Origin of the sequence: Massilia sp. 9096 (assembly GCF_000745265.1) — a bacterium.
Taxonomy (GTDB): domain Bacteria; phylum Pseudomonadota; class Gammaproteobacteria; order Burkholderiales; family Burkholderiaceae_D; genus Telluria.
The window spans coordinates 2267466-2291574 of sequence record NZ_JQNN01000001.1; the positions used below are offsets into that span (position 1 = coordinate 2267466).

The following is a 24109-nucleotide window of genomic DNA, read 5'->3' on the forward strand; positions in this document are numbered from 1 at the left end:
GGCGTGCCGGCAAATTACGAACGGAGCTGACTGTCCACATGCACGTTGCGCCAGCCGAGGTGAGGCGCGTAGCGCAGCAGCCCCAGCGTTTCGTCGCCCCCGCCATGCAGGCCGACACCGACGCCCAGCAGCTGGCGCACGCCGGCGACGCCGTTCGCGCGTCCCAGCCGGTGTGACATACCGACCAGCCGGTCGGCCACCAGCTGGATGCACGACGCCGGAACGTCGGTGTCGTCATAGGTAACGATGCAAGTGTCAAGCACTTCGCCCAGCAGATTGGTGGCGACCACGCGCGCTTCATCGACGCCGATGTCCGCACCCAGCAAGGCCAGGCGGTCCGCGTCGAGGTGCAGCGGCGTTGCGCGTCGCCCCACTTCGCCAGTTGCGATCAGCTCGCTTTCGGTCAGCCGCCCCTCGTCCATCAGGTCGCGCACCAGCATGCTGACCGTTGATTTGGTCAGTCCCAGCACGTCCGCCAGGGATGCGCGCGACAGCCCGGGTTGCGTGCCGACCTGGCGTACGAGGGCCATGCGGTTGAGTTGTTTGAGCAGCTGAGAGTCACCTGTAACTGGCATAAATGAACCGGGATGAGTGTGATGATTGCGCAACACCAACATGTTCATCTTAAACAATTTTTTCATCTGAGTGGCCGGAGAAATACGGCACGCAGCCGTCACCTAGAGCAACCATGGCGATCAGCGCAAGTCCGAAGTCCTTGATATTTCGATGCAATCGATTTCAGGTGAGGTGTTAGCTCAATGCATGGCCCCCTTTCCAACACCTGTGAACAAGGCCGCCTTATGCACCTCGGGTTGTTCAGCGTCGTTTCATCGTACGTGCATCGATATTTTGTTTGTTCGACGAATTGACTAATCTGTATTTACGAATTAGCCTCGAGGAAATATATAGAGTCCGAATAGCAGATATTCATAAATCATACGGACGCCGTTCCACTACAAAAATCACGATGCGGTGCTTTTCGGCACGGCCACCAGAGGTACCTCCCCGTATGGGTGGTGCCATATTTGTAGAAGAGAGAGGAGACATAGTGTTGAACCAAAACAAGAAGGGAAATTCGCTTCATCTGGAGACCAGGCAAAGGCTGATCACCCTGGCCGTGGCGAGCGCCTGCGCCCTGCTCGGTCAAGCCCACGCACAGGAAGCGAACAACGGGGCTGATTCAACGATGGCGAACACGGTGGTCGTGACGGGTATCCGTGCCAGCATGCAGTCGACGCTGAACCTGAAGAAGAACTCCGACGGTATCGTCGACGGTATCGTCGCTGAAGACATCGGCAAATTCCCGGACACGAACCTGGCCGAGTCGCTGCAGCGCATCACCGGCGTGTCGATCGACCGTCAAAATGGCGAGGGCCAGAAGATCACGGTGCGCGGCATGGGCCCTGACTTCAACCTGGTGCTGTTGAACGGCCGTCAAATGCCGACGGCCGACCTGAACGACGCGAACGGCCGTTCGTTCTCATTCGATAACCTCGCGTCGGAAGCCATTTCGCAGCTCCAGGTCTACAAGACCAGCCGCGCCCAGGATCCGTCAGGCGGCATCGGCGCCACGGTCAACATCATGACGGCACGTCCTTTCGACCAAAAGGGCACCGTGGCGAGCGTTGGCGTCAAGGGCGTAGTGGACCAGTCGAGCCAGAACCTGCCGGACTTGCTCAAGGGTAAGCGAGTGACGCCTGAAGTTTCCGGTATCTTCAGCACCGTCAGTCAGGATGGCATGTGGGGTTTCGGGGGCAACGCCAGCTACTCGAAGCGTGACTCGGGCTTGAATCGCGCCCAGATCGCCAATGGCTGGATCGGACCCTACAAAGGCTCGGACGTCATCGACGGCTCGACCTTGCCCCAGCCTGGCGCCCCGGTCGGCAGCGTGACGAATCGTCCAGGTCCGAACGATCTGTATGAGCGCCCGCAAAACTTTGGTTACCAAGTGAACGGTCTCGAGCGCGAGCGTATCAATGGCCAGGCCGTGCTGCAATTCCGCCCGATCAAGGAACTGACCTCGACCCTCGACTACACCTACGCGCAGAACAAGCTGCACACCCGCCGCGCCGAGATGAGCGTCTGGTTTGCCCAAACCCCGACCTCGACCAGCACCTGGCCGGGCGGCAGTAACCAGGCGCCGTTGACTTACTCGGAAGTGTACAACGCGCCGCAGGATATCTCGGTCATCTCGGCCGACTATGCCACCAGGAACACCCTGAATTCGGTCGGCTTCAACACGGTCTGGAAACCGCAGTCCGGCCTGAAGTTCACGCTCGACGCGCACTCGTCGAGCGCCGAATCGAAAGCCGACAGCCCATGGGGCAGCAGCAATCAGCTGAGCAACGCCAGCTTCAGCCGCGGCAGAACCTCGATCGACTTCACCCACGAGCTGCCGATCCTGGGCATCGACGGCGCCAACGTGGCCGGCGAGCCTCTCCAGGCAACCGGTTCGCAGTTCTACAACACCTACGTCAAATCGACCGTCAAGCAGTTGCAGTTGAGCGGCGAGTGGAAGGTAGCCGAGGCGTCGAACCTGAACTTCGGTGTGGGCATGACCGACGTGAAAAACCGTTCGACCCAATCGCTCGTGGGGAACAATGGATGGTCGGGCTTGACCAACAAGAATGACTATCCCGCCAGCCTGTTCTCGAAGAGTGACACGGCCAGCTACTTCGACCAGTTCGGTGGCAACGGCGCGGCGGGCATGTTCAGGGACTTCTACACGGCCGATTTCGGCGCGCTGCGCACAGCAACCGCCAGCGCCGCGACCAAGCCCGGCTATGTCTCGAACGACGGCCCGAAGACGCAAGCCGACTTCCTGCCGAATTTCGCCACGACCGACAGCGATCAGCGCCTGGAGGAAAAAACCAAGACGGCCTACGTGGCCTTGAGCCAGGACTGGGAGTTTGCCATTCCGGTCCACACCTCGGTCGGCCTGCACTTTGAAAAAACCGATATCACTTCAGTGGCCCAGGTGCTCCCGGCGACGGGCGTGACCTGGACTGCGCAGAATGAGCTGCCGCTGACCTTTGCCGGTACCGCCTACTCGACCACGCATGGCTCCTACAGCAACGTGTTGCCAAACCTGAATCTCGACTTCGACGTGACCCCGGACTTCAAGGTGCGCGCCGGCGCCGGCACCACCATCAGCCGCGCCCGTTATAACGAGCTGCAGGGCGGCCTGACCATCGGCACCGGTTCCGACTACTATCTGGGCGGTACGGCTTCGACGGGCAATCCGAACCTGAAACCGGTGAAGTCGAAGAACCTGGACCTGTCCTTCGAGTGGTACTTCACCAAGCACAGCGTCGCCTCGCTGGGTCTATTCAACAAAAAATTGACTGACTACACTGCCCAGAACCAGATCCTCGAAAACCAGTACGGCATCCATACCCCGATCGGCGGCGGGTACTATAAAGCCGCCCTCGCGAATGGCGGTTGCACCGTTGCCGACACCAATTGCATCCGTAACTACATCCTCAACAACTACAACGGCCAGCCTGGCGTCACCAAGACCGGCGTGAACTCGGTCGGCAATGCCACGGGTACGATCACGGGCATCGCAAGCGACCCGCTGATGCAGTTCAGGACGTCCAGCTTCGTGAACTCGCAACCGGCCAGCTTGCATGGCGCCGAGTTGAACGTTCAGCATATGTTCGGCGAGTCGGGCTTTGGCGTTCAGGCGAACTACACCTACGTGACTTCGCCGCTGAAATACAAGAACGACCAGACCACCGATCAGTTCGCAATCCTGGGTCTGAGCAATTCGGCCAACCTGGTGGGTATCTATGAAAACTTCGGTTGGACGGTGCGACTCGCCTACAACTGGCGCGACGCGTTCCTGGCGTCCAAGACCGACGGCGGCGGCCACCTGGATCCGGTGTACACCGGTGCGTATGGTCAGACCGACCTGAGCGTGGGCTACGCCTTTACCAGGAACCTGAACCTGGTGTTCGAAGGGATCAACCTGACCAATGCGACGCAACATCAGTACGGCCGGACCAGGGGCCACTTCCTGAACGCAACCCAGACCGGCCCGCGTTACATGGTGGGCGCACGTTACACGTTCTGATTGCTGAAGCCGGCATTCGGACTGTGAGCAGGTCCTGAAGCAGGCCGTGGTGGCGATCACGGCCTGCTTTTTCCTTGCTACACTGAATCGCTATAAGGACTGACCATGATGGACCATTCGTGTGGCTCCGGTGGGCGTCGGCGCAATGCCAATCAGGTAGTCAATGAAATTCAAACGAAGAGACAAGCAATGACCCACCGCGTTTTGTTAAACAACGTCGAACACAAAGACCTGAAAATCATGCTTGGCCGCGGCATCCGGTTCGGTGACGGCGAGACGATCTGCCCGACCTTCCCGGCCGAGTTTCGCAACGTGCTGGCCCACTATCCGATTGTGTTGCGCGAGACCGGCAACGAACAGCGCTACGAACCGGTGGCACTGTTCGGCTTTGTCGAGGGCGAAAACCTGTTCGCCAGCGCCGATGCGTGGGATGCGCTCTACGTGCCGATAGCCGTGGCGCGCCAGCCCTTCTCGATGGGACTGTACGGCGACGATCTGCTGGTACATGTCGACCTCGATCATCCAAAAGTCAGCACGACCATTGGCCATTCGCTGTTTCTCGAATATGGCGGCCAGAGTGAGCTGCTGGAACAGGTCAACAGCCTGCTGCTGGCCTTGCACCAGGGGCTGCAGAGTAACGCCGGCTTTGTCGCCGCGCTGCTCGAACATGACCTGATCGAGCCGTTCACGCTCGATATCGAACTGAACAACGGCTCGCAAAACCAGCTGCTTGGTTTTGCGACGATCAACGAGGAAAAGCTCGCCGCGCTCGACGCTGCGGCGCTGGCGCGTCTGCATCGGCACGGCTACCTGATGGCGGCACACCTGATGGCCGCATCGCTCGTCCAGCTGCGCGAGCTCATCGAGCGCAAAAACCAGCGCCTTGCGATCGATGGCTAAGCCGATGCGCGAGATCAGCGGCGCGACGCCTGCCGCGCTGACTGACGCCATCCTCACCGCGACCGAGCCGCTGGTGCTGCGCGGCCTGGTCGCAAGCTGGCCGCTGGTCAAGGCTGGCCTGCGCTCGCAGCGCGAGGGCATCGCCTATCTGCGCCGCTTCTACCAGGGCGAGGTGGTCCGCGCACTGATCGGTCCACCCGGCATCGCGGGGCGCTATTTTTATAACGACGACATCAGCGGGTTCAACTTCGACGCCGTCAACGCCACGCTCGACGCGGTCCTCGATCGCGTGCTCGAACACCTCGATGATCCCTGCCCACCGACTTTTTATGTCGGCTCGACAACAGTGGACACCTGCCTGCCTGGATTCCGTGACGAAAACGATCTCGACCTGGGCGATCGCGATCCGCTCGTCAGCGTGTGGACCGGCAACCGTTCGCGCATTCCTGCACACCAGGACCTGCCCGATAACGTGGCCTGCGTGGCCGCCGGGCGTCGGCGATTCACCTTGTTTCCTCCTGAGCAGTTGAGCAATCTGTACATCGGGCCGCTCGAATTCACGCCGGCCAATCAGCCCATCAGCCTGGTCGACTTTCATCAGCCGGACCTGGTGAAATTTCCCAGGTTTGCCGAGGCCATGGAACAGGCGCAGGTGGCCGAATTGCTGCCGGGCGACGCCATCTTCATGCCCAGCATGTGGTGGCACCATGTCGAAGGGCTCGACAGTTTCAACGTCCTGATCAACTACTGGTGGCGTCAATCGCCAGGCTATATGGATGCCCCGATCAACACGCTGATGCACGCCATCCTGACGCTGCGCGAACTACCGCCGGCCCAGCGCCTGGCATGGCAGGAGGTTTTCCGTCACTACATATTTGAAGCGGACGGTAGAGAAGCGGCGCATGTTCCGGAACATGCGCGTGGGGTCCTCGGTGCGCTCGATCTCGACAAGGCGCGGTCCATGCGCGCAGCCATCATCCAGAAACTCAAACGCTAGCAGGAGACACCCGATGCAAAAAAGCAACCAGGAAACAATCGGCAGGCAGCCGGTGCGGCGCGTCGTCATCGCCGGCGGCGGCACGGCCGGCTGGATGGCCGCCGCGGTCATTTCCAAGATCCTGGGCAAGACGCTGGACATCACCCTGGTCGAATCCGACGAGATCGGTAGCGTCGGGGTGGGCGAAGCGACCATTCCCAGCTTGATCCGGTTTCACCAGCTACTGGAACTGAACGAAGCCGACTTCATGCGGGCGACCCAGGCGACCTTCAAGTTGGGCATCAGTTTCGAGAACTGGCGCGCGCCCGGCGAGGACTATATCCACTCGTTCGGCTTGACCGGCATCGACCACTGGACCGCCGGCTTCCAGCATTTCTGGCTCAAGGGCCGCGAGCGCGGCCTGGCCGGCGACTTCGGCGACTATTGCCTGGAATTGAGGTCGGCCCAGCTTGGCCGCTTCGCGCATCTGCCGAACGACGTCATGAATTACGCTTACCATCTCGACGCGACCTTGTATGCCAGGTTCCTGCGCAAGTTCAGCGAAGGCTTCGGCGTCACGCGGATCGAAGGCAAGATCGGCGAGGTGATGCTTGACGCCGCCAGCGGCCACGTGACCGGGCTCAAGCTCGATCACGGCGCCGTCGTCGAAGGCGATTTGTTCGTCGACTGCACCGGCTTTCGCTCGCTGTTGCTGGGGCAGACCATGGGTGTGGAATACGAGGACTGGTCGCAATGGCTGTTCAACGATACCGCCATTGCGGTGCAGACCGAATTGATGGGCGAACCCGTGCCCATGACGCGCGCGATTGCGCACGGCGCCGGCTGGCAGTGGCGGATCCCGCTGCAGCACCGGGTCGGTAATGGCCACGTGTTCTCCAGCAAGCACATGGACGGCGAGGAAGCCATGCAGATCTTGCTCGGCAATCTGCAAGGCGAGCCACTCACGCAGCCGCGCGTGATCAAGTTCAAGCCGGGCCAGCGCAAGCAATCATGGAAAGGCAACGTCGTCGCCATCGGCCTGTCGGGTGGCTTTCTGGAACCGATCGAGTCGACCAGCATCCACTTGATCCAGCGCAATCTGATCCGTTTGATGCAACTGTTCCCGTCCAACGGCATCCGCCGCTCCGACATCGACGAGTTCAACACCCAGGCGCGAAGCGAGATCGTCCACATCCGCGATTTTCTTATCCTGCACTACAAAGTGACCAGGCGCGCCGATACCCCCTACTGGGACGCTGCCAGGAACATGGAGGTGCCGGCATCGCTGCAACACCGTATCGACCTGTTCCGCGAAACCGGACGGGTGTTCCGCACCGAGGGTGAGTTGTTCACCGAATCGTCCTGGCTGCAAGTGATGCTGGGCCAGGGATTGACGCCCGAGCAGCATCACCAGTCGGCCGACCTGATGGGCGACGCCGAGCTGTCGCAGTTCCTCAACTCGATTCGCCAGAAAATCGAAAGGACGGTCCAGCAGTTGCCGCCGCACCAAGCTTACATCCAGCGGTTCTGCCGCGCGCCGCGGCCGACTTAACCTTCTTGTCCAAAACGCCTTATGTTCAATCCCAATCCCTCGATCAAGCGAGTCGCGCTGGGCGACGGTCGTTCTTATGTGGTCGTCGACAATATCCTGCGCGACCCCATGCAATTCGTCGCCCATGCCGTCGCGCGGCGCGCCGATTTTTCGCAGGAAGATTCTCACTACTATCCTGGGCCGGAATTGCGGCTGCCCCAAGCCGCGCACGGCGCCTTCGAAGCGTTCTTTTCACAATATATCCGGGGCCAGCTTGGCGCGCGGCGCACCCGCAGCACCTTGTGCAGGATGTCGATGGTGACGCGCAAGCCGGAAAATCTGGAACCATTCCAGAGAATTCCGCATGTCGATGGCGGCCCGTTCCAACCGGGCGAAGGCAATTTCGCCATGGTCCTGTATTTGTTCGAGGATGAACGGCTGGGTGGCACGAGTTTTTTTCGACCGCGGGTCGACCACGCGACATTATTTGCCATGATGGCGCGCGCGCAGCACATGGACCGTGACGCATTCTCCATCTTGATCGACAGCGCCCCCGCCTATCCGACCCGGACCAACGCGTATTTTGAAAAGCTGGCGACCGCCCCGGCGGCATTCAACCGCGCGGTGTTCTACGATGGCACGATCTACCACAGCGGCGACATCCGCCATCCGGAGCTGCTCAGCGCCGATCCGGAACAAGGGCGGCTGACCGTCAACGCCTTCTTCGGGGTGCGCCTGAACGCCCGTTGAAGCGCGGCGTCTAGAAACTAGCGTGCTTTCGCATGGTCGATGTTAAACGCGATGGCGATGCGATCCTCATCGGTCAGGTTGGGGCCGACGTGATGTTCGACCCAGCTTGGAAACATGACCAGCTTGCCCACTTCGGGCAGCACCGATACCGCCTCGGCCTGCACATTGCGGTAAAAGCTGCGGGTAAAGGTGCGCGCGAGGATCGGATCACGAAAGCCGAGCGAACCGGCACATTCTTTCGCGGCCGGCACTTGCGGGTAATACACGCCGCTGATCCAGCTCCCCGGATGATTGTGGGGGCCATTGGCGTGCCCTTTGCCATTGATAACACCCCACATGGCGCTGAATTGCGCTTCCGTGACCTCCGGCTCCGCAAACCATGCGCCTTTGACCATGCGTTCGTTGAGCACCCCCAGCACGAGTTGCTTGAGCTGTTCAAACCCCGGGAGCCGCAACAGATCATAGCTACGGAAGCCGCCATGGTTCGACAGGCCAGTCTTGTCGGCGATGCCGGCCGCGACTTCCTGGTCGCGAATCGCATGGATCTGGCGCGCCAGTTCCTTGTTGTCTACGCCTTGGGTCTGCAAAATGAAAACCGGCGTCGGAAATAACTCCAACACCTGCATGGACGCTTTCATGTTACTCATGGACCTGCCCAGGTTACGCCCTCGCTCGCGAATCCGAGGACGGGAGTTGTCGAGGTCTAAATTATGGCATAAGTGTCGAGCGTGGCTGCAGAGGGCCGGTTCAGAATTTCAACTGGAAGCGCTCGTTGGCGACTGTCCCTGCCAGCCTCCGGTCGCCAATGAGGTCCGAGCACCACGCAAATCCGGTCGTCGGTGATTCAGCGATTGATGGCGCTCTTTCTTCTTCCCAACCTGCGTTTGCTGGTGACCGCCGGGGCCAACGGCATCGGCGCCGCCATGGCGCGCGCCTTCCATGCCGCCGGCGCGCGCGTCCACGTGTGCGACGTCGACCGCAGCGCGCTGGACAAGCTGATGGCGGAAGCGCGCGGGATCACCGGCAGCATCGCCGATGCCTCGATTGAAGCCGAAGTGGACGCCGTGTTCGATGACGTGCGCAGCCACCTCGGCGGCCTGGACGTGTTGATCAACAACGCCGGCATCGCCGGCCCCACCGGCGCCATCGAGGATATCGACGGCACGAGCTGGGAACGCACGCTGGCGGTCAACATCAACAGTCAATATTACTTTGCGCGCCGCGCCGTGCCGCTGCTTAAGGCGTCCGCCGCCAACCCCTGCATCATTTCCATGAGTTCAGTGGCCGGGCGCCTCGGGTATGCGTTCCGCACCCCGTATGCGGCGAGCAAATGGGCGGTGGTCGGCCTGACCAAGTCGCTGGCCATCGAGCTCGGGCCCCAGGGCGTGCGCATCAATGCGATCCTGCCGGGCGCGGTCGAGGGTGAACGGATGAACAACGTGATCGCCGCGCGCGCCGCGACCACCGGCATCGGCGTCGATGCCATGCGCCAGCAGTACCTGGACAAGATTTCATTGCGGCGCATGGTCAGCGCGGACGACGTCGCGGCCATGGCGCTGTTTCTTTGTTCGCCTGCCGCGCGCAACCTGTCCGGCCAGGTCATCAGTGTCGATGGCAACCTCGAGTATCTGTGACGTCAAGTCCGATACTGCGACTAACTCAGCAGTATTTCGTGTACGCTTTACATTTTCATACCGACTCTAGGTTACACTTTGTAACACCATTCCCGTCCGTAATCTCGTAAGCTGCGAACTTTCCAGCAGGCATAACTGCTGGCAGGAAATCCAGCTAACGAGGACATCTCATGCAAAAGCTGCTCAACGCTGCAACGACCATCACTTCCCTTTCTATCTCGCCCCTGGCCGCCGCAATGTTGATTTCGTTCGCCGCCGTCGGTACCGCTTCCGCCGCCACCACCCGTTCGGTCGGCCCAGGCAAGACCTATTCCACCCCGTGCGCCGCCTTCAATGCCGCCCAGGACGGCGACACCGTCGAAATCGCCGGCGGCAACACCTACAGCGGCGACGTCTGCGGCATCTACCGCAACAACCTGACCATCCGCGGCGTCAACGGCCGTCCGGTCATCAACGCCAATGGCGCAGCTGCCATGGGCAAAGGCACCTGGGTGGTCGACGGCAACAACGTCACCGTCGAAAACGTCGAGATGCTGGGCGCGCGCGTGAGCGACCGCAACGGCGCCGCGCTGCGCCTGGAAGGCACCGGCTTCACGCTGCGTGGCTCGTACCTGCACGACAACGAGAACGGCATCCTGTCGAACCCGAACACCTCGAGCGACATCCTGATCGAGACCACCGAGTTCAGCCACAACGGCAACGGCGATGGCCAGTCGCACAACCTGTACATCGGCAACAACCGCAGCCTGACCTTCCGTTACAACTACTCGCACGACGCCAACGTCGGCCACAACCTGAAGTCGCGCGCGATCACCAACACGATCGTGTATAACCGCTTCTCCAGCAGCGGCCTGGGCCAGCCGAGCTACGAGATCGACCTGCCGAACGCCGGTACCTCGTACATCATCGGCAACGTGATCGAGCAGCCGTCGGCCAACCAGAATCCGAACATCGTCGCCTACGGCGAGGAAGGCGCGAGCAATCCGGCCCAGGATCTGTACGTGGTCAACAATACCTTCCTGAACGACTACGGTTCGGGCGGCACCTTCGTGATGATCGGTTCGGGCGTGAGCAAGGCGGCGCTGATCCAGAACAACATCTTCGCCGGTGTCGGCAGCATCACCAACCAGGGCACGGCGGTCCTCAAGACCAACTACGCCAACGCGGCCCCGGGCTTCGTGAGCCGTGCGAACTACGACCTGCACCCGACCGCGAACGCGCAAGTGATCGACGCCGGTTCGGCGCCGGGCAATTCGGCCAGCGGCTTTGCGCTGGCCCCGGCCGCGCAGTACGTGCACGTCGCGTCGAGCCAGACCCGTACGGTAACGGGCGCACTCGACATCGGCGCGTACGAAGCCGTGACGACGACCACGCCGACGCCGACGCCGACGCCTACCCCGACGCCTACCCCGACGCCAACGCCTACCCCGACCCCGACCCCGACGCCTACCCCGGCGCCGGCCCCGGTCACCTGGAGCGCATGCGCCATCCAGGGCGGCACCTGCAACTTCAGCGGCACGCGCCAGGTCCGTTTCGGCGTCAATGGTGTCTACGTGACCAAGACGGCAACCCGTTCGATCGCCTGCACCGTGGCCGCATTCGGCGCGGATCCGGCGCCGCGTTCGGTCAAGCTCTGCTACTACTCGAGCGCCGTCCAGTAAGCGGCCGCCCGTCGTCTGCCGACGACAAACAAAAAGCCCTCGCGCCGGTAGCGGTGCGAGGGCTTTTTTTCATGCCGGCGATATGCTTTACCGGTACGCTTCCTTGTTGGCGAATATAGCGCGCTTGTCGGTGCCGTGATCGGTCAGCGACAGCACACCTGGTCAATGCCGACGTTGATCAGGTCGAAGGCTGGGGTTCTGGCGTCTTGGGATCTCGTCGCTGCGCGTCTGAGCGATGCCGCACAGACGCAAACCGGCATGGGGGTCAACGTTGCTTCGATTAGTCTTCGGTAAATGTTCGCGGGATCGATCCCTCTAGGAAAACAAGATGCCAAATGATTTCAACGACTTGCTTCCAACGCGGCTACTCCGTGCTGCCGCCCCACCCCGGCCCATGGACGGTTTCGACAGCGTCCAGATCGATGACGTGCGGCTGGCTGATGTACTGTCGCCGAATGCCCAGCTCATCGTCCTTTATCAGGGAACGGTACATGCAGAGGGGCCGGCCTGGCAAGATTCGCAGCGGCGCCTGGTATGGTCGGACGTGCCCAACCGCCGCTTGCTGGGCTGGTATCCGGACGGGCATGTCGAAGTGTTGATCGATGGCACCTGGTTCATGAATGGCAACGCCGTGCAGGCTGACGGTACCCTCGTTCACTGCGAACACGGTCGGCGCTGCATCAGCCGCGGCGGCGACTACGACAATCTGCCCGAGCCGATCGTCACCCACTACCAGGGCAAACGGCTCAACTCTCCGAACGACGTTGCGGTAGCACCCGACGGCGCGATCTGGTTTACCGACCCCTGGTTCGGCATCCTCATGCCGAACCAGGGTGCTCTGGCCGAACCGGAACTGGACCACTGCAGCGTCTACCGCTTCGACCCGCAGAGCGGCGATCTGCGACGTATGGCTGATTTCGAGCAACCGAACGGCATCGCGGTGTCCAACGACGGCGCAACGCTGTATGTCTCCGATACGTCGCTCTCGCTGGGCGATGTGCCCGGTCAGCGCGCCGGCGCCAAGCACGAGATTGTCGCCTTCGATGTCGCGCAGGACGGCGCGCTCTCCAACCGACGCTTCTTCTGTCACACCGATCACGGTGCGCCCGACGGTTTTGCGGTCGACAGGCGGGGCTGGGTCTGGACCAGCGCCAGTGACGGCATCCACATCTGGTCGCCCGATCGCTGCAAACTGGGCTTCATTCCGACCCCGACCTCGGTCGCGAACTGCACGTTCGGTGGAACGGACGGGCGCCGCTTGTTCATCACCGCGAAAGAGTTTCTGTTCTCAATCGATCTGCTCGGCTGAACTGGTGAAAGTGGCCGTCCGGGTCGCGCATCAGCGCGTCATGCGCCGAGCGCCAGACGATGCGGGTGGCGGCAATGTCATTGACCGCCAATTGCCCGGTATCGCTGACGCGGTCGCGATATCCCAGCAGTTCGATATGCGGTGGCGCTGTCGCCGGCTGCATCGGCACGATGTCGACCACGATACCGTCGATGCCATCGAGCACTACCTGGGTTGGGCCCTGGTTGAGCATCGGTTCGCCTTCGACCATGCCATGATGGCTGTAGAAGCGACGGCTGGCGGCCAGGTCGCGCACCGCGATGGCACTATGGTCGATTCCCAGGATGCCGCTCCCTCGCCAGTCCGGATTGGCACCACGCGGAAATTGCGTGAACTCGAGCGGATGACCTTCAGGGTCGCGCAGCTTGACCGCGGTGACGCCTCCAGAGGACTGCGGAAGCGTGACCGGCCGCTCCCGGCTGATCGGCGTGGCGCCGGCGTCGCGGGCACGATTCCACGCCATGTGCGCGTCGTCGGTGACGAGTGCGAAATGCTGGAAGATCCGGTCTGACGCGCTCCGCTCAGTCGGGTACGGACGTCCGGACAGGGCGTAGCAATCCAGGTCGACGCGGCTGGTGCCGAGCGACATTTCAATGCGCATGCCGGTGCCGGAGATGCCCAGCAGCGCCATTTCGGCCGTAGATATCGGCATGGGGTCGCCGATGTCGAAACCGATTGCGCGGTAAAACGCAGCGAGGCGAGTCAGGTCCGCGGTGACCAGCCGAAAACCGGCGATGGCGCCAAACTTCAGGTCAGATGACATGGCACACGCTCGGGAGGCACATGACACTGCACCGTCATCAGGCAACACGGTTCGTCGCCGACGGTGCCGGAGCGGTGGCCTTTCTTGCCGCCAGTGTCGACGCAACCCTGGTCCTCGCCGAACGAGAATTCACCGGGTCCCTGTTCGACGCGAGTGCCGTCCATACTTTCGACCCACCAGCGACCGGACAGCACGACGATCCATTGCGGGGCCGGATTCTCATGCCACTCGCCGACCCAGCCGGCCGGTTGCACGGTAAAGACGACGGTCGCCTCGCCACGCGCCAATGCATTGATCCACTGCGGGGCCGAGGAACCGATGCCCTTCAGGCTGTAATTGGTCAGCGCACAACGCGTTTGATGGCTTACACCCTGTTCATCGACATACAGGTGCGAATAACTTACGGAAGGCTTGGGACCGGGATTGGAAGTTTGATTGCTCATGAATGTGACCGGTAAGGTTGGCTGGAAGCCAGCGGCGAATGGAGAAACGGCGCGAGTCCGCTGCCATCGGTGCCGACCACGATCAGCAGGAAGGCGCCGGCAAGCGACAGATTCTTCATGAAATCCCAAAACAAGGTACGGCCGTGGCCATCGGGATCGGCCCAGAAATCGCCCTGCGCCCAGAAGCGCTTGTAGAGAATGGCCGTCAACATGCAAAAGCCGGCGATGACGAACGCACAGGCACGGTCGGCCACGCCGGTCAGGACGCCAAGCGAACAGCCCAATTCGACGATAAGCCCGACCAGGATAGCGCCAACTCCCAGCACTCGCGGCTTGAAGACCTCCTGCGCCTGCCGCACTGCATGGTCAAAGCCAAACGTCTTGTCAATGACGCTGGATGGCATGAACAGCGCCACCAGCATCAAGCGCGCGACGAGTGCAACTCCAGCCGCCGCCGTCACATGCGCTCCCGGATGATGTCAGCGACCCGCAGTGCATTGGCAATGATCGTCAACGTCGGGTTCACTGCGCCAATCGAGGGGAAAAAGCTGGCGTCGGTCACATACAGGTTGTCGACCTCGTGGGCGCGGCATTCGAGGTTCAGGACCGAGGTCGCCGGGTCGCTGCCGAAGCGGCAAGTCCCGGCCTGGTGCGCCGTGCCGGATAGCGGGATGTCCTTGCTCAGGTACAGCGTGCGCTCCAGCAAGACGGCGGGCTGGCCGATCGCCGACAGGGTTTCCTCGAGCTTGCGTTTCAGTCGCTTGAGCGCCTCGGGATTGGTTTTCACGTAGTCCAGATGGACCTTGCCGTCCTTGTAGTAGACGCGGTTGTCGGGGCGCGGCAGGTCTTCGGCCTGCAGCCAGAAATTCATGGAATGGCGCGCGATCTCGGCAAATGGCATGTCGGGCAGCCACTCCAGCCACTCCGGTACGGCCTCGCCCTTGACCTGGTCGGCGTCGATGCCCGCGTTCATCTGGATCATGCCGAGCGGGTACTCCCAGTCGTCGCTCCCAAAATAAAAGTCGCTCAAGGCCATGGTCTTCTGGAATACGGTGTCGTTGGGGTGGCGCGTCACTGCCATCACGGCGCTCATTTCATGGCGCAGGTAATTGCGGCCGATCTGGTCGGAGCCGTTGGCGAGTCCATTCGGATGCTGCGGGCTGGCCGAACGCAGGAGCAGCAGCGCGGAAGACAGCGCGCCGCACGCGACCACGACCACATCGGCGCTATAAATTTCCTGCTGCCCCTTGCGCTCTACATGAACGGCGTCGACACGTCGCCCGCTCGCATCAGTGCCAAGTCTGGTGGCGTAGGCATTCGTCAGCAGCGTAACGTTTTTGTGACGCGCCAGCATTGGATCGATGCAGACGACCTGGGCGTCGGCCTTGCCATTCAAAAGACATGGAAAACCATCGAATTTGGAGCACCTTATGCAGGTACTGGTGGGGGTCGCAAAACCATCTTCTTTCTGGTCAAGCAGGATTCCCAGTGGCAGATGAAATGGCTTCAATCCGATGCCGGTCAGCTTGTCGCAAAACTCGGCCACGTGCGGTTCATGCTTGACCGCTGCATAGGGATAGGGCACAGCACTTGGCGGATCGAGCGGATCCTCGCCGCGCTGGCCATGAACGTGGAACAGTGCCTCGGCCGCATCGTAATACGGCGCGAAATCGGCATACTTCAGCGGCCAGGCAGGCGAGACGCCGCCGGCATGGATGACTTCCTCGAAATCGCGTTCGCGCAGCCTTAACAACGCAGCACCGTACACCTTGGAATTGCCGCCGACGCAATAATGCAGCTGCGGACTAAAGACCTTGCCCTCGACGTTTGTCCAGGTCTCGTTGACCTGATACTTGCGTTCGACGAAGACGGCCTGGGAACTCCAGTTCGCCTCTTCGCGCGGCAGGTAATCGCCGCGTTCGAGGATCAAGATGCGCTTACCGGTCGGCGCTAGCGCATGTGCGAGCGAAGCGCCGCCCGGACCACTACCAATAACGATCAGATCATAATGCTCAGCCAATCTTTTTCTCCCAGCGGGAAATGTGGTTGTCCTCGGCACCCAGCGTCATTCTCGGTCGGCATCAATACAGATAGAAATGCTGCTTAGAAGGATACAGAGTCCAGACGGTATCACATCGTGATGGCGGACGATTCCGCAGTTGAACCCGGCACAGCAACTTGGTAACCTGCAAAAGTCGTGGATGTCTCGACAGGCAGCCTCCGACCGGCTCCAATATAAATTACGAACAGGGATGAACTGAATTGGCCAGCCGCATTGCCGACTCAGGCATCCGGAATATTTGAAAAGATTTCGGGGATGTTAAATGCGCGCCAGCCTGCCACCATCCACCAGCACTGAAGCACCCTGAACAAACCGCGACTGTTTCCACACCAGGAACGCAACCACGTCTGCAATATCGTCGGGCTCACCGACGTCACGTTTTTCGATAACCTCGATCCCGGCCTTCACGTTTGGGTTATCCCACAGCATTGGAGTGTCGATAGCGCCCTGCGGGATCGCATTTACCCGGATACCCTTGGGCTTGCCTTTTATTGCAGCCGAGCGCGTCAACCAGAGCAGCGCCGCTTTTGCAGCCGCATACGGCGCCACCATGGGTTCGGTTTCGATAGCATGCACGCTAGCGATGTTGACAATCACGCCGCCCTCCTTCATGCGCAAAAACGCCTGTTTGATGAAATAAGAGCTCGATGAGGTCGACGTTGAGTATGCGCATCCAGTCTTCACCACGCGCTGGTCCCGCCGCGAAGCAGCCGCCGAGCAATGGAGAGACCGATGCCGCCTGCAGCACCAGCGACGATAGCGACCTTATTTTCCGAATCATGGGCCTACTCCGTATTTTTGGGTGCGGCGGCGGAGGCAGCTTCGCTGCCTCCATCGGTTGCGGCCGGCGCCGCCATGGGCACCGTGTCCGGGTAGTCGTTCGGAAGCGCGATCGGCACTTGCAAGCACGCGCTCTGGGTTGGCAGCACCTTGCCCCAGGCGCGGATCAAGTCGCGATAGGCTACGCCAACAGGACGAATATTTCGGTCCAGGTCGAACAAGCCAAGGGGATTGACCCTGCCATTGTTTTCGCGCAGAGCGGTATCCCAGTCGACCTGATCCGTCAGTGAATACCATGTGAAACCAACCACTGGTACGCCGCTGTTGCGGATGCTGAGCACATTTGCCCATTCCTTGCGCAGCCAGCGCACGGCTTCATCGCCGGCCGGCCCCTGAGCCAAGTTGGTTTCCGTATGCATCACGGGAAGCCGGTAGCGGTCGAAGTACTGCTGGGTGATCGTGGCGTAGCCGAATATCTCGCCGGACGCAGATGTGCCACCGTCCGCGTTCACGTGATGTTCATTAGTTTGGTAGTAGTCATTGCCCATAATGCAATGATGCTTGAGATTGTTGTCGAGGAAAAAATGGTACTCCTCGCGCGTCATCCCGTTGTCCATCAGATACTCGTACATCTGGGAATCGACCCGGCGACCATAGTTGAGGTCGAGCGAAAGAAATCGCGTGGCGTTTTTGATTTCGGCCATGCCAATGGCCTCAGGGCTCTCGGCGTGAAAGTACTCGCTGGATTCGCTTTGCACGAACAGGGCATCCGGCCGAACTTCCAGGATTTCGCGCATTGCAACGATATTTGCCTTGACGATGTACTTGAGCGCCGTCACGAATGCGCGATCGGTAGTCATTTGTTCGTTCCACCAGCCATACAAGGCCGAGAAGATCGCGCAAATCGACATCTCGTTAACGGGTGTGTAGAGCTGTACCCAAGGAAAACGCTCGGCAAAGGCTCGAGCATAGTCCGCGAACAGCGCAGGAAAGTCCGGGTTCTGGAAGTTGCCGATCCAGTCGGGCACACCAAAATGGCATAAGTCGACGATAACAACCATGTTTCGACGGCGCAGATCGCCGAGGGTCTCGTCGGCGAAAGCCCAGTCGTAGCGATTCGGCCCACGCCATGTCAGGTGCAGCGGTGGCCCGTAACGCAGGACGCGGATGCCGAGTTCCTGCACGAGGTCGAAATCTTTACGCCAATACTTGTAATGACCGCATTTCGCCATCTCGTCGACACGGATTTTCCCATCGCCGATGGTGGGAATGCTGTTCTCAATACCGGTCGCGAACATAAATCCCGTGTACAAACTGCTCTCCTCAAGCTGATCACAAGGCCAGCATACCGGAGCACGGAGGAACTCAACATTGCAAGCTGTCCATCCAGGAGCGTCGAGCGCAACAGTATGATCGCGACCGCTTTCGCCAGTCAGGTTGGTGATTTGCGAACGCAGCATCTCATTGGTCGCCCTGTCGGATATTCAAAACACACATATCAGGTAGTCAGGTATAGACGACGCACGTTCTTTCCCCTGTGACAGAATCGCATTTACAAACTGTCTGAGCTCGGGGTAACCCGGCTATAGGACGGGTAAACAGGAGACATACGATGCTGAGCAGTACAACGGACGCCAAGGCGATCGAACGCACGACGGTGCGGCGCTGGTATAAACAGTTATGGATTCAAGTGCTGGTCGCGATGGCGCTCGGCATCCTCACCGGCCACTTCTTCCCCGACCTGGGCACCAAGCTGCAGCCACTCGGCGATGGCTTCATCAAGCTGATCCGGATGTTGATTGCGCCGATCATCTTCTCCACCGTCGTTCTGGGCATCGCCAAGATGGACGACATGGCGCGCGTCGGGCGCGTGGCCATCAAAGGCTTGCTTTACTTCGAGGTCATGACCACGATCGCCCTCGTCATCGGCCTGGTCGTCGTCAACATCTGGCAACCGGGCGCCGGCATGCACGTCAACGCCTCCAACCTGGACACGCATTCGATCAAAGGCTATGTGGCGCAAGGCCATGAAGCCGGCATCATCCCCTTCCTGATGAACATCATCCCGACCACCATGGTCGGCTCGCTCGCGGAAGGCCAGATCCTGCAAGTGCTGTTGGTCTCGGTACTGCTCGGGTTTGCGCTGGTGCGCTTCGGCGCCGCCGGCAAGCCGGTGATCGACCTGCTCGAAGCGCTGTCGCAAGTCTTTTTCGGCATGGTCGCCATCGTCATGTGGGCGGCGCCACTTGGCGCGTTCGGGGCGATCGCCTTCACGGTGGGAAAATACGGCGCCGGCGCCCTGCTCTCGCTGGGCAACCTGCTGCTGTGCTTCTACGTCACCTGCCTGATCTTCATCTTCGCGGTGCTCGGTCCGATTTCGCGCCTGTGCGGCTTCAGCCTGTTCAAGCTGATGCGCTACCTGCGCGAGGAAATCCTGGTCTGCCTGGCCACCACTTCGTCCGAAAGCGTACTGCCGCGCATGCTGATCAAGATGGAGCAGCTCGGCTGCAAGTCCAGCGTGGTCGGCCTCATCATCCCCACCGGGTATTCGTTCAACCTGGACGGGACCTGTCTCTACCTGGCCAGCGTGACCGTATTCCTCGCGCAAGCGACCAATACCCCGCTCGACATCACCCAGCAGATCATCCTGCTCGGCGTGCTGCTGTTGACCTCCAAGGGTGCGGCCGGCGTGGCCGGTGCCGCCTTCGTCGTACTGGCCGCCACGCTGTCGACGGTCGGCACCATCCCGGTGGCAAGCGTGGCCCTGATCCTCGGCGTGCACCGCCTGCTGTCCGAGGGCCTGACGCCGACCAACCTGATCGGCAACGCCGTCGCCACCATCGTGATCTCGAAGTGGGAGAACGCGCTGGACAGCGACCAGATGCACCGCGTTCTCAACCGCGAATAAATGCCAACGGGCAGGGCTAGGCGCCCTGCTCTCTTCTGGCTACGGAGCACCAAGAGTCCGGGCCTTCATAATAATCAGGAGACACCATGAGCAGCCCTGTCCCTACGGCCGCAGGCCGCGCCTTTGCCTGCGCGCTAGGCGGTACCATCCTTTGCTGTGCTGCAGCCTCGGCACAGGCACAGACCAACGTCCAGGTCTACGGCCTGGTCGGCAGCTACTTCGGCAGTATCAAGCGCAGCGACAACGTCGACCGTACGACCGTCGTCGGCTCCGGCGGCCTGACGACTTCCTGGTGGGGCATTCGTGGCAGCGAGGACCTGGGCGACGGCACCAAGGCCATTTTCCAGCTGGAGCAGTTCTTCCAGCCCGACACCGGTGGCGCCGGCCGCAGTCCCACTGACCCGACCGGCTTCTCGCGTAGCGGCTGGGTCGGCCTGTCGGGCAGCTATGGCCAACTGACCATCGGACGCCATACCTCGCCGTATTACGTATCGATGCAAATGGTGAATCCGTTCGGCTCGTCGGTGGTGTTCTCGCCGCTGGTGGTGCAAAGCTACGTGGCGTCGTTCAGCAACACCGTGATCGGCGATACTGTGTGGAACAACGTCATCCAATATGTCGCGCCGACGGTCGGCGGGCTGAGCACGACCATCGTCTACGCACCCGGAGAGGTGGCCGGCAACAGCAGCGTCAACAATGCGGGCGTCCATCTGCGCTACGTACACGACAAGTTGACCGCCGTACTGTCGGCACAACGCGTACGCACCGCCGCGGTCGCTCCATCGACCGGACAGGAAGCCTATCTGGCAGGCATGGCCTACGATGCCGGCTGGGCCAAGCTGTACGCCTCGGCGCAGGCCACCGACAATGCCGTCACCAACATCCGGTCGCGCACCTGGCAGCTGGGCACTTCGGTGCCGGTCACGGCAGGCGGCTCGATCCTGGTCTCATGGGCCCATACCACGCAAGACAATCCGAAGGCCGTGGTGGGCACGCACGACACCGCCGGTCTGGGTTACGACTACTTCATGTCGCGCCGCACCGACGTGTACCTTACTTACCTGTACGACCATATCGAAGGCAAGGTCAAGGGCAACAGCTACGCGCTTGGCATCCGCCACACTTTCTAAGCCAAGCCCGGTTCAGGCCAGGTAAGCGTCGGCGCTCTGCTGGCGCGCCGCGTATTGGGTAAGGATCACGCTCTCCAGCATGGCCGTTGCCTTCGTCCCCAACCGCGACATCGGATGCTGGTTACTGGTGGCGAGTGCCATGCGCGCGGACAAAGCGGGATCGGTGATGCGCGTGCAGTGAAAGCGCCGCCGGCGCGCATCGGCCAGGATTGCGTTCAGTGGCAGTAGCGCATGGCCGTAGCCTTCATCGACCAGGTCGAGGATCGGGGGTACGGCATCGATCTCGAGCACGATGTTGAGATGAATGCTGTGTTCGGACGCGACCATTTCGACCAGCGTGCGGATCGCGTGCAGCCGGCCTGGAATGATGAGTGGGTATTGCGGCAGCTCGCGCAATGCGATCGTGGACGGCACCTTCGCCTCGGGTTTGCTGATCAAGAACATCTCTTCGCCGAACAGTATCCGTTTGTCCACCAGCGGCGTCTCGCCGGTGTCATACAAAATTGCCGCGTCGATGCGCCCCATCGCCAGCCATTCTGCCAGATAGCTCGACAGCCCTTCCGAGACGCTGATGTTCGCCTGCGGGAACTGCCCCTGGAAGCCGCGTACGAGGGCCAGCGTGGCGACCCGAGCCACGCTTGGCGCCAGCCCGACCTTGAAATTGCCGTCGAGCGTACCCTGCAGATTTTTCAGCGCATTTCTTGCGCCGTCGACCTGATGCAGGATGCCCTTGCTGTGCTCGAGCAGTACCTTGCCGGCTTCGGTCAGCACGACGCCACGCCCGTTGCGGCGCAACAGGTTCTGGCGCAGGTCCACCTCGAGCTGGCGCACCAAGCGGCTCAGCGCCGGCTGCGTGCGGCCAAGGATAGCGGAGGCGCGCGTGAAGCTGCTCAGTTCGGCAACGTGAACGAAAGCGTCGAGCTGTTCGAGGTTCATATTCTGGTATGCAAAAATCGCATAGGAGCTAGTCGGATATGACCATTGTATAGGTGCACACCCCTCGGCACAATCGGCAGCATCCGTCAACCGAGAATCTCCATGAATCATCAACGCAATTCTGACCTGAGACCGATACCCTGCATGCTCATGCGCGGCGGCACCTCGCGAGGCCCGTTCTTTCTCGAGTCCGAGCTGCCGAGCGACCGTGCGCTGCGCGACCGCGTGCTACTGGCTGCGATGGGCTCACCGGATAAGCGCCAGATCGACGGCCTGGGAGGCGCCCACCCGCTTACCAGCAAGGTCGGCATCGTGCGCAGGAGCGCGACCCCGGGCGTTGACCTTGATTTCCTGTTCGCCCAGCTCCAGCCGGACAATGACACGGTCGATACCACGCCCAATTGCGGCAACATGCTGGCCGCAGTACTGCCCTTCGCGCTCGAGCGCGGCCTGCTGCCGATCGCATCCGGCACAACCACCGCGCGCGTACTCACGCTGAACACCGGCATGCAATGCGACGTGACGGTCCAGACCCCGAACGGGCGCCTTTCCTACCTGGGCGACGCGCGCATCGACGGCGTCCCCGGCACCGCCGCGCCGATCAGCATCAATTTCCTCGACACCGCCGGCTCGGTCTGCCCGTCGCTGCTGCCCAGCGGTCATGTGCTGGACCGCATCCAGGTCGAGCATGACGCACAGAAGTTCGAAGTCGACGCCACGCTGATCGACAACGGCATGCCGATGGTGCTGGTGAAAGCCGCCGATTTCGGCGTGACCGGCTACGAAAGCGTGGCCGAGCTGAACGCCAACGAAGGCCTGCGCGCCCGGCTCGAAGCGCTGCGCCTGAGCGTCGGGCCCCTGATGGGCCTGGGCGAGGTTGCCTGCAAGAGCTACCCGAAGATGTGCCTGATCGCGCCCCCGCGTGCGGGCGGAAGCATCGCTACGCGTTGTTTCATTCCGCACCTTTGCCACGAAGCGATCGGCGTGCTGGCGGCGGTAACCGTCGCCACCGCCTGCGTACTCGAGGGCTCGGTCGCCGACGGCAACGCCGAGGTACCACCGGGCACGAGCAAGACCATTTCGGTCGAGCACCCGACCGGAGAATTCAGCGTCGAACTGGGCCTCGATCCGGCCGGTCCGCAAAAGGTGGTGCGCGCCGCCCTGCTACGCACCGCGCGCCCGATCATGCGCGGCGAAGTGCTGGTTTCCGAAGAGCTCTGGACCGGCAACGTCTAATTTTCACAGGAGTCTGCGTGACCGAATCGACCGTAATGAAAACGCCGGGTTGGCTCGACTGGTATGCCAACCCGACCAAACCCGAGTTCGTGTTGCCTCCCGGCGCAGTCGACGCGCATTGCCATGTGTTCGGCCCCCACGACAAGTTCCCTTATGCGCCGGAACGCAAGTACACGCCGTGCGACGCCAGCAAGGAGCAGCTGTTCGCCCTGCGCGACTTCCTCGGCTTCTCCCGCAACGTGATCGTCCAGGCAACCTGCCATGGCGCCGATAACCGCGCCCTGGTCGACGCCTGCCGCGCTGCGGCCGGCCGCGCGCGCGGGGTCGCCACAGTGCGCCGCAGCGTCACCGACGACGAGCTTCACGCCCTGCACGTCGCCGGGGTGCGTGGCGTGCGCTTCAACTTCGTCAAGCGCCTGGTCGACTTCACGCCCAAGGAGGAACTGCTGGAGATCGCCGGGCGCATCGCGAAACTGGGCTGGCACGTAGTGATCTACTTCGAGGCGCAGGACCTGGCCGAGTTGTGGGACTTCTTCACTGCGCTACCTACCAAGGTCGTGGTCGACCACATGGGCCGGCCAAACGTCGACAAGGACATCGACGGTCCCGAGTTCGGCCTGTTCCTGAAGTTCATGGAACAACACGACAACGTGTGGAGCAAGGTCAGCTGTCCCGAGCGCCTGAGCGTGACGGGTCCGGCGGCCCTCGACGGCGAACGTGCGCCTTACCGCGACGTGATCCCGTTCGCCCGCCGCATCGTCGAGCGCTTCCCGGACCGCGTCCTGTGGGGCACCGACTGGCCGCATCCGAACCTGAAGGACCACATGCCCGACGACGGCCTGCTGGTCGACATCATCCCGCACATCGCGCCCACGCCCGAGCTGCAACGCAAGCTGCTGGTCGACAATCCGATGCGCCTGTACTGGCCGGAAGAGACAGCGCTCGGCACCCGCTAAAAAGAAAAGGAACACGTCAT

The 24109-nt window shown here is 61.5% G+C and carries 21 protein-coding genes; 12 read left to right on the plus strand and 9 right to left on the minus strand.

Translation table 11 applies throughout. The annotated features are described in order from the left end of the window. Window positions 1-14: 14 nt before the first annotated feature. A complete protein-coding gene (locus tag FA90_RS24940; RefSeq protein WP_156116648.1) occupies window positions 15-641 on the minus strand; it encodes a winged helix-turn-helix transcriptional regulator in 627 nt (208 codons plus the stop codon). Between the two features lie 326 nt (window positions 642-967). Between FA90_RS24940 and FA90_RS09580 the strand changes: the two genes are divergently transcribed. The 5 genes from FA90_RS09580 to FA90_RS24945 all read left to right on the plus strand — a co-directional run bounded on the left by FA90_RS09580 (window position 968) and on the right by FA90_RS24945 (window position 8232). Then, window positions 968-4075, plus strand: a complete 3108-nt coding sequence (locus FA90_RS09580; RefSeq protein ID WP_239700625.1) for a TonB-dependent receptor — start codon at window positions 968-970, stop codon at window positions 4073-4075. A gap of 105 nt (window positions 4076-4180) precedes the next feature. Further along, entirely contained in the window at window positions 4181-4975 is a 795-nt protein-coding gene (locus FA90_RS09585; RefSeq protein ID WP_239700628.1) for a SapC family protein, read from the plus strand. A gap of 4 nt (window positions 4976-4979) precedes the next feature. Continuing rightward, complete coding sequence (locus FA90_RS09590; RefSeq protein ID WP_239700631.1) at window positions 4980-5972, plus strand: cupin-like domain-containing protein; 993 nt, start codon at window positions 4980-4982, stop codon at window positions 5970-5972. Between the two features lie 13 nt (window positions 5973-5985). Next, window positions 5986-7503 (plus strand): tryptophan halogenase family protein, encoded by a 1518-nt coding sequence (locus tag FA90_RS09595; protein ID WP_036168328.1) that lies wholly within the window; start codon window positions 5986-5988, stop codon window positions 7501-7503. Window positions 7504-7524: 21 nt separating this feature from the next. Continuing rightward, window positions 7525-8232: a DUF6445 family protein gene (locus tag FA90_RS24945; RefSeq protein ID WP_051971658.1), complete on the plus strand. Its 708-nt coding sequence runs from the start codon at window positions 7525-7527 to the stop codon at window positions 8230-8232. A 17-nt stretch (window positions 8233-8249) separates the two neighbouring features. Here FA90_RS24945 and FA90_RS24950 read toward each other — a convergent pair whose 3' ends face one another. Further along, a complete protein-coding gene (locus tag FA90_RS24950; protein WP_197065271.1) occupies window positions 8250-8870 on the minus strand; it encodes a TIGR02466 family protein in 621 nt (206 codons plus the stop codon). 216 nt (window positions 8871-9086) lie between these two features. Here FA90_RS24950 and FA90_RS09610 point away from each other — a divergent pair, with 216 nt between their 5' ends. From FA90_RS09610 to FA90_RS09620, 3 genes are all read left to right on the plus strand, one after another. Continuing rightward, window positions 9087-9866 carry an SDR family oxidoreductase gene (locus FA90_RS09610; protein WP_036168331.1) on the plus strand — a complete coding sequence of 260 codons (780 nt, stop codon included), beginning with the start codon at window positions 9087-9089 and terminating at the stop codon, window positions 9864-9866. Window positions 9867-10036: 170 nt separating this feature from the next. Continuing rightward, a complete protein-coding gene (locus FA90_RS09615; protein WP_036168334.1) occupies window positions 10037-11527 on the plus strand; it encodes a hypothetical protein in 1491 nt (496 codons plus the stop codon). A 394-nt stretch (window positions 11528-11921) separates the two neighbouring features. Then, a complete protein-coding gene (locus tag FA90_RS09620) occupies window positions 11922-12836 on the plus strand; it encodes an SMP-30/gluconolactonase/LRE family protein (protein ID WP_239700633.1) in 915 nt (304 codons plus the stop codon). Here FA90_RS09620 and FA90_RS09625 read toward each other — a convergent pair. From FA90_RS09625 to FA90_RS09645, 6 genes are all read right to left on the minus strand, one after another. Beyond that, a complete protein-coding gene (locus FA90_RS09625) occupies window positions 12793-13638 on the minus strand; it encodes a VOC family protein (RefSeq protein WP_051971660.1) in 846 nt (281 codons plus the stop codon). The two genes, FA90_RS09620 and FA90_RS09625, sit on opposite strands and share 44 nt — an antisense overlap. Continuing rightward, the gene (locus FA90_RS25575; RefSeq protein WP_081933761.1) at window positions 13623-14081 is read right to left on the minus strand and encodes a cupin domain-containing protein; all 459 of its coding nucleotides are present in this window, start codon (window positions 14079-14081) and stop codon (window positions 13623-13625) included. The genes FA90_RS09625 and FA90_RS25575 overlap by 16 nt, the downstream gene beginning before the upstream one ends. After that, the gene (locus tag FA90_RS09630) at window positions 14078-14542 is read right to left on the minus strand and encodes a DoxX family protein (RefSeq protein ID WP_036168340.1); all 465 of its coding nucleotides are present in this window, start codon (window positions 14540-14542) and stop codon (window positions 14078-14080) included. The genes FA90_RS25575 and FA90_RS09630 overlap by 4 nt, the downstream gene beginning before the upstream one ends. Next, window positions 14539-16101 carry a GMC oxidoreductase gene (locus FA90_RS09635; RefSeq protein WP_036168342.1) on the minus strand — a complete coding sequence of 521 codons (1563 nt, stop codon included), beginning with the start codon at window positions 16099-16101 and terminating at the stop codon, window positions 14539-14541. Before FA90_RS09635 ends, FA90_RS09630 begins: the two co-directional genes overlap by 4 nt. Window positions 16102-16401: 300 nt before the next feature. Then, complete coding sequence (locus FA90_RS25580; protein WP_197065272.1) at window positions 16402-16830, minus strand: SDR family NAD(P)-dependent oxidoreductase; 429 nt, start codon at window positions 16828-16830, stop codon at window positions 16402-16404. A gap of 98 nt (window positions 16831-16928) precedes the next feature. Next, complete coding sequence (locus tag FA90_RS09645) at window positions 16929-18383, minus strand: family 1 glycosylhydrolase (RefSeq protein ID WP_239700636.1); 1455 nt, start codon at window positions 18381-18383, stop codon at window positions 16929-16931. Between the two features lie 152 nt (window positions 18384-18535). On the opposite strand from FA90_RS09645, the gene dctA reads away from it, so the two are divergent. Together dctA and FA90_RS09655 are read left to right on the plus strand one after the other, a co-directional pair. Next, window positions 18536-19831: a C4-dicarboxylate transporter DctA gene (gene dctA / locus FA90_RS09650; RefSeq protein WP_036168345.1), complete on the plus strand. Its 1296-nt coding sequence runs from the start codon at window positions 18536-18538 to the stop codon at window positions 19829-19831. Window positions 19832-19917: 86 nt separating this feature from the next. Further along, a complete protein-coding gene (locus FA90_RS09655) occupies window positions 19918-20961 on the plus strand; it encodes a porin (protein ID WP_051971662.1) in 1044 nt (347 codons plus the stop codon). A 12-nt stretch (window positions 20962-20973) separates the two neighbouring features. Here the strand turns inward: FA90_RS09655 and FA90_RS09660 are convergent, their stop codons facing one another. Continuing rightward, the gene (locus tag FA90_RS09660; RefSeq protein ID WP_036168348.1) at window positions 20974-21897 is read right to left on the minus strand and encodes a LysR substrate-binding domain-containing protein; all 924 of its coding nucleotides are present in this window, start codon (window positions 21895-21897) and stop codon (window positions 20974-20976) included. A 144-nt stretch (window positions 21898-22041) separates the two neighbouring features. Between FA90_RS09660 and FA90_RS09665 the strand changes: the two genes are divergently transcribed. Together FA90_RS09665 and FA90_RS09670 are read left to right on the plus strand one after the other, a co-directional pair. Further along, window positions 22042-23133: a 4-oxalomesaconate tautomerase gene (locus FA90_RS09665; RefSeq protein ID WP_373994601.1), complete on the plus strand. Its 1092-nt coding sequence runs from the start codon at window positions 22042-22044 to the stop codon at window positions 23131-23133. A 35-nt stretch (window positions 23134-23168) separates the two neighbouring features. Continuing rightward, complete coding sequence (locus tag FA90_RS09670) at window positions 23169-24089, plus strand: amidohydrolase family protein (protein ID WP_036168352.1); 921 nt, start codon at window positions 23169-23171, stop codon at window positions 24087-24089. Window positions 24090-24109 lie beyond the last annotated feature (20 nt).

Bases quoted from the DNA above. Each gene is read 5' to 3' on its own strand.
- FA90_RS24940 (WP_156116648.1), bottom strand. From the start codon at position 641: ATGAAAAAATTGTTTAAGATGAACATGTTGGTGTTGCGCAATCATCAC.
- FA90_RS09580 (WP_239700625.1), top strand. From the start codon at position 968: ATGCGGTGCTTTTCGGCACGGCCACCAGAGGTACCTCCCCGTATGGGT.
- FA90_RS09585 (WP_239700628.1), top strand. From the start codon at position 4,181: ATGATGGACCATTCGTGTGGCTCCGGTGGGCGTCGGCGCAATGCCAAT.
- FA90_RS09590 (WP_239700631.1), top strand. From the start codon at position 4,980: ATGCGCGAGATCAGCGGCGCGACGCCTGCCGCGCTGACTGACGCCATC.
- FA90_RS09595 (WP_036168328.1), top strand. From the start codon at position 5,986: ATGCAAAAAAGCAACCAGGAAACAATCGGCAGGCAGCCGGTGCGGCGC.
- FA90_RS24945 (WP_051971658.1), top strand. From the start codon at position 7,525: ATGTTCAATCCCAATCCCTCGATCAAGCGAGTCGCGCTGGGCGACGGT.
- FA90_RS24950 (WP_197065271.1), bottom strand. From the start codon at position 8,870: ATGAAAGCGTCCATGCAGGTGTTGGAGTTATTTCCGACGCCGGTTTTC.
- FA90_RS09610 (WP_036168331.1), top strand. From the start codon at position 9,087: ATGGCGCTCTTTCTTCTTCCCAACCTGCGTTTGCTGGTGACCGCCGGG.
- FA90_RS09615 (WP_036168334.1), top strand. From the start codon at position 10,037: ATGCAAAAGCTGCTCAACGCTGCAACGACCATCACTTCCCTTTCTATC.
- FA90_RS09620 (WP_239700633.1), top strand. From the start codon at position 11,922: ATGGACGGTTTCGACAGCGTCCAGATCGATGACGTGCGGCTGGCTGAT.
- FA90_RS09625 (WP_051971660.1), bottom strand. From the start codon at position 13,638: ATGTCATCTGACCTGAAGTTTGGCGCCATCGCCGGTTTTCGGCTGGTC.
- FA90_RS25575 (WP_081933761.1), bottom strand. From the start codon at position 14,081: ATGAGCAATCAAACTTCCAATCCCGGTCCCAAGCCTTCCGTAAGTTAT.
- FA90_RS09645 (WP_239700636.1), bottom strand. From the start codon at position 18,383: ATGCTGCGTTCGCAAATCACCAACCTGACTGGCGAAAGCGGTCGCGAT.
- dctA (WP_036168345.1), top strand. From the start codon at position 18,536: ATGCTGAGCAGTACAACGGACGCCAAGGCGATCGAACGCACGACGGTG.
- FA90_RS09655 (WP_051971662.1), top strand. From the start codon at position 19,918: ATGAGCAGCCCTGTCCCTACGGCCGCAGGCCGCGCCTTTGCCTGCGCG.
- FA90_RS09660 (WP_036168348.1), bottom strand. From the start codon at position 21,897: ATGAACCTCGAACAGCTCGACGCTTTCGTTCACGTTGCCGAACTGAGC.
- FA90_RS09665 (WP_373994601.1), top strand. From the start codon at position 22,042: ATGCTCATGCGCGGCGGCACCTCGCGAGGCCCGTTCTTTCTCGAGTCC.
- FA90_RS09670 (WP_036168352.1), top strand. From the start codon at position 23,169: ATGAAAACGCCGGGTTGGCTCGACTGGTATGCCAACCCGACCAAACCC.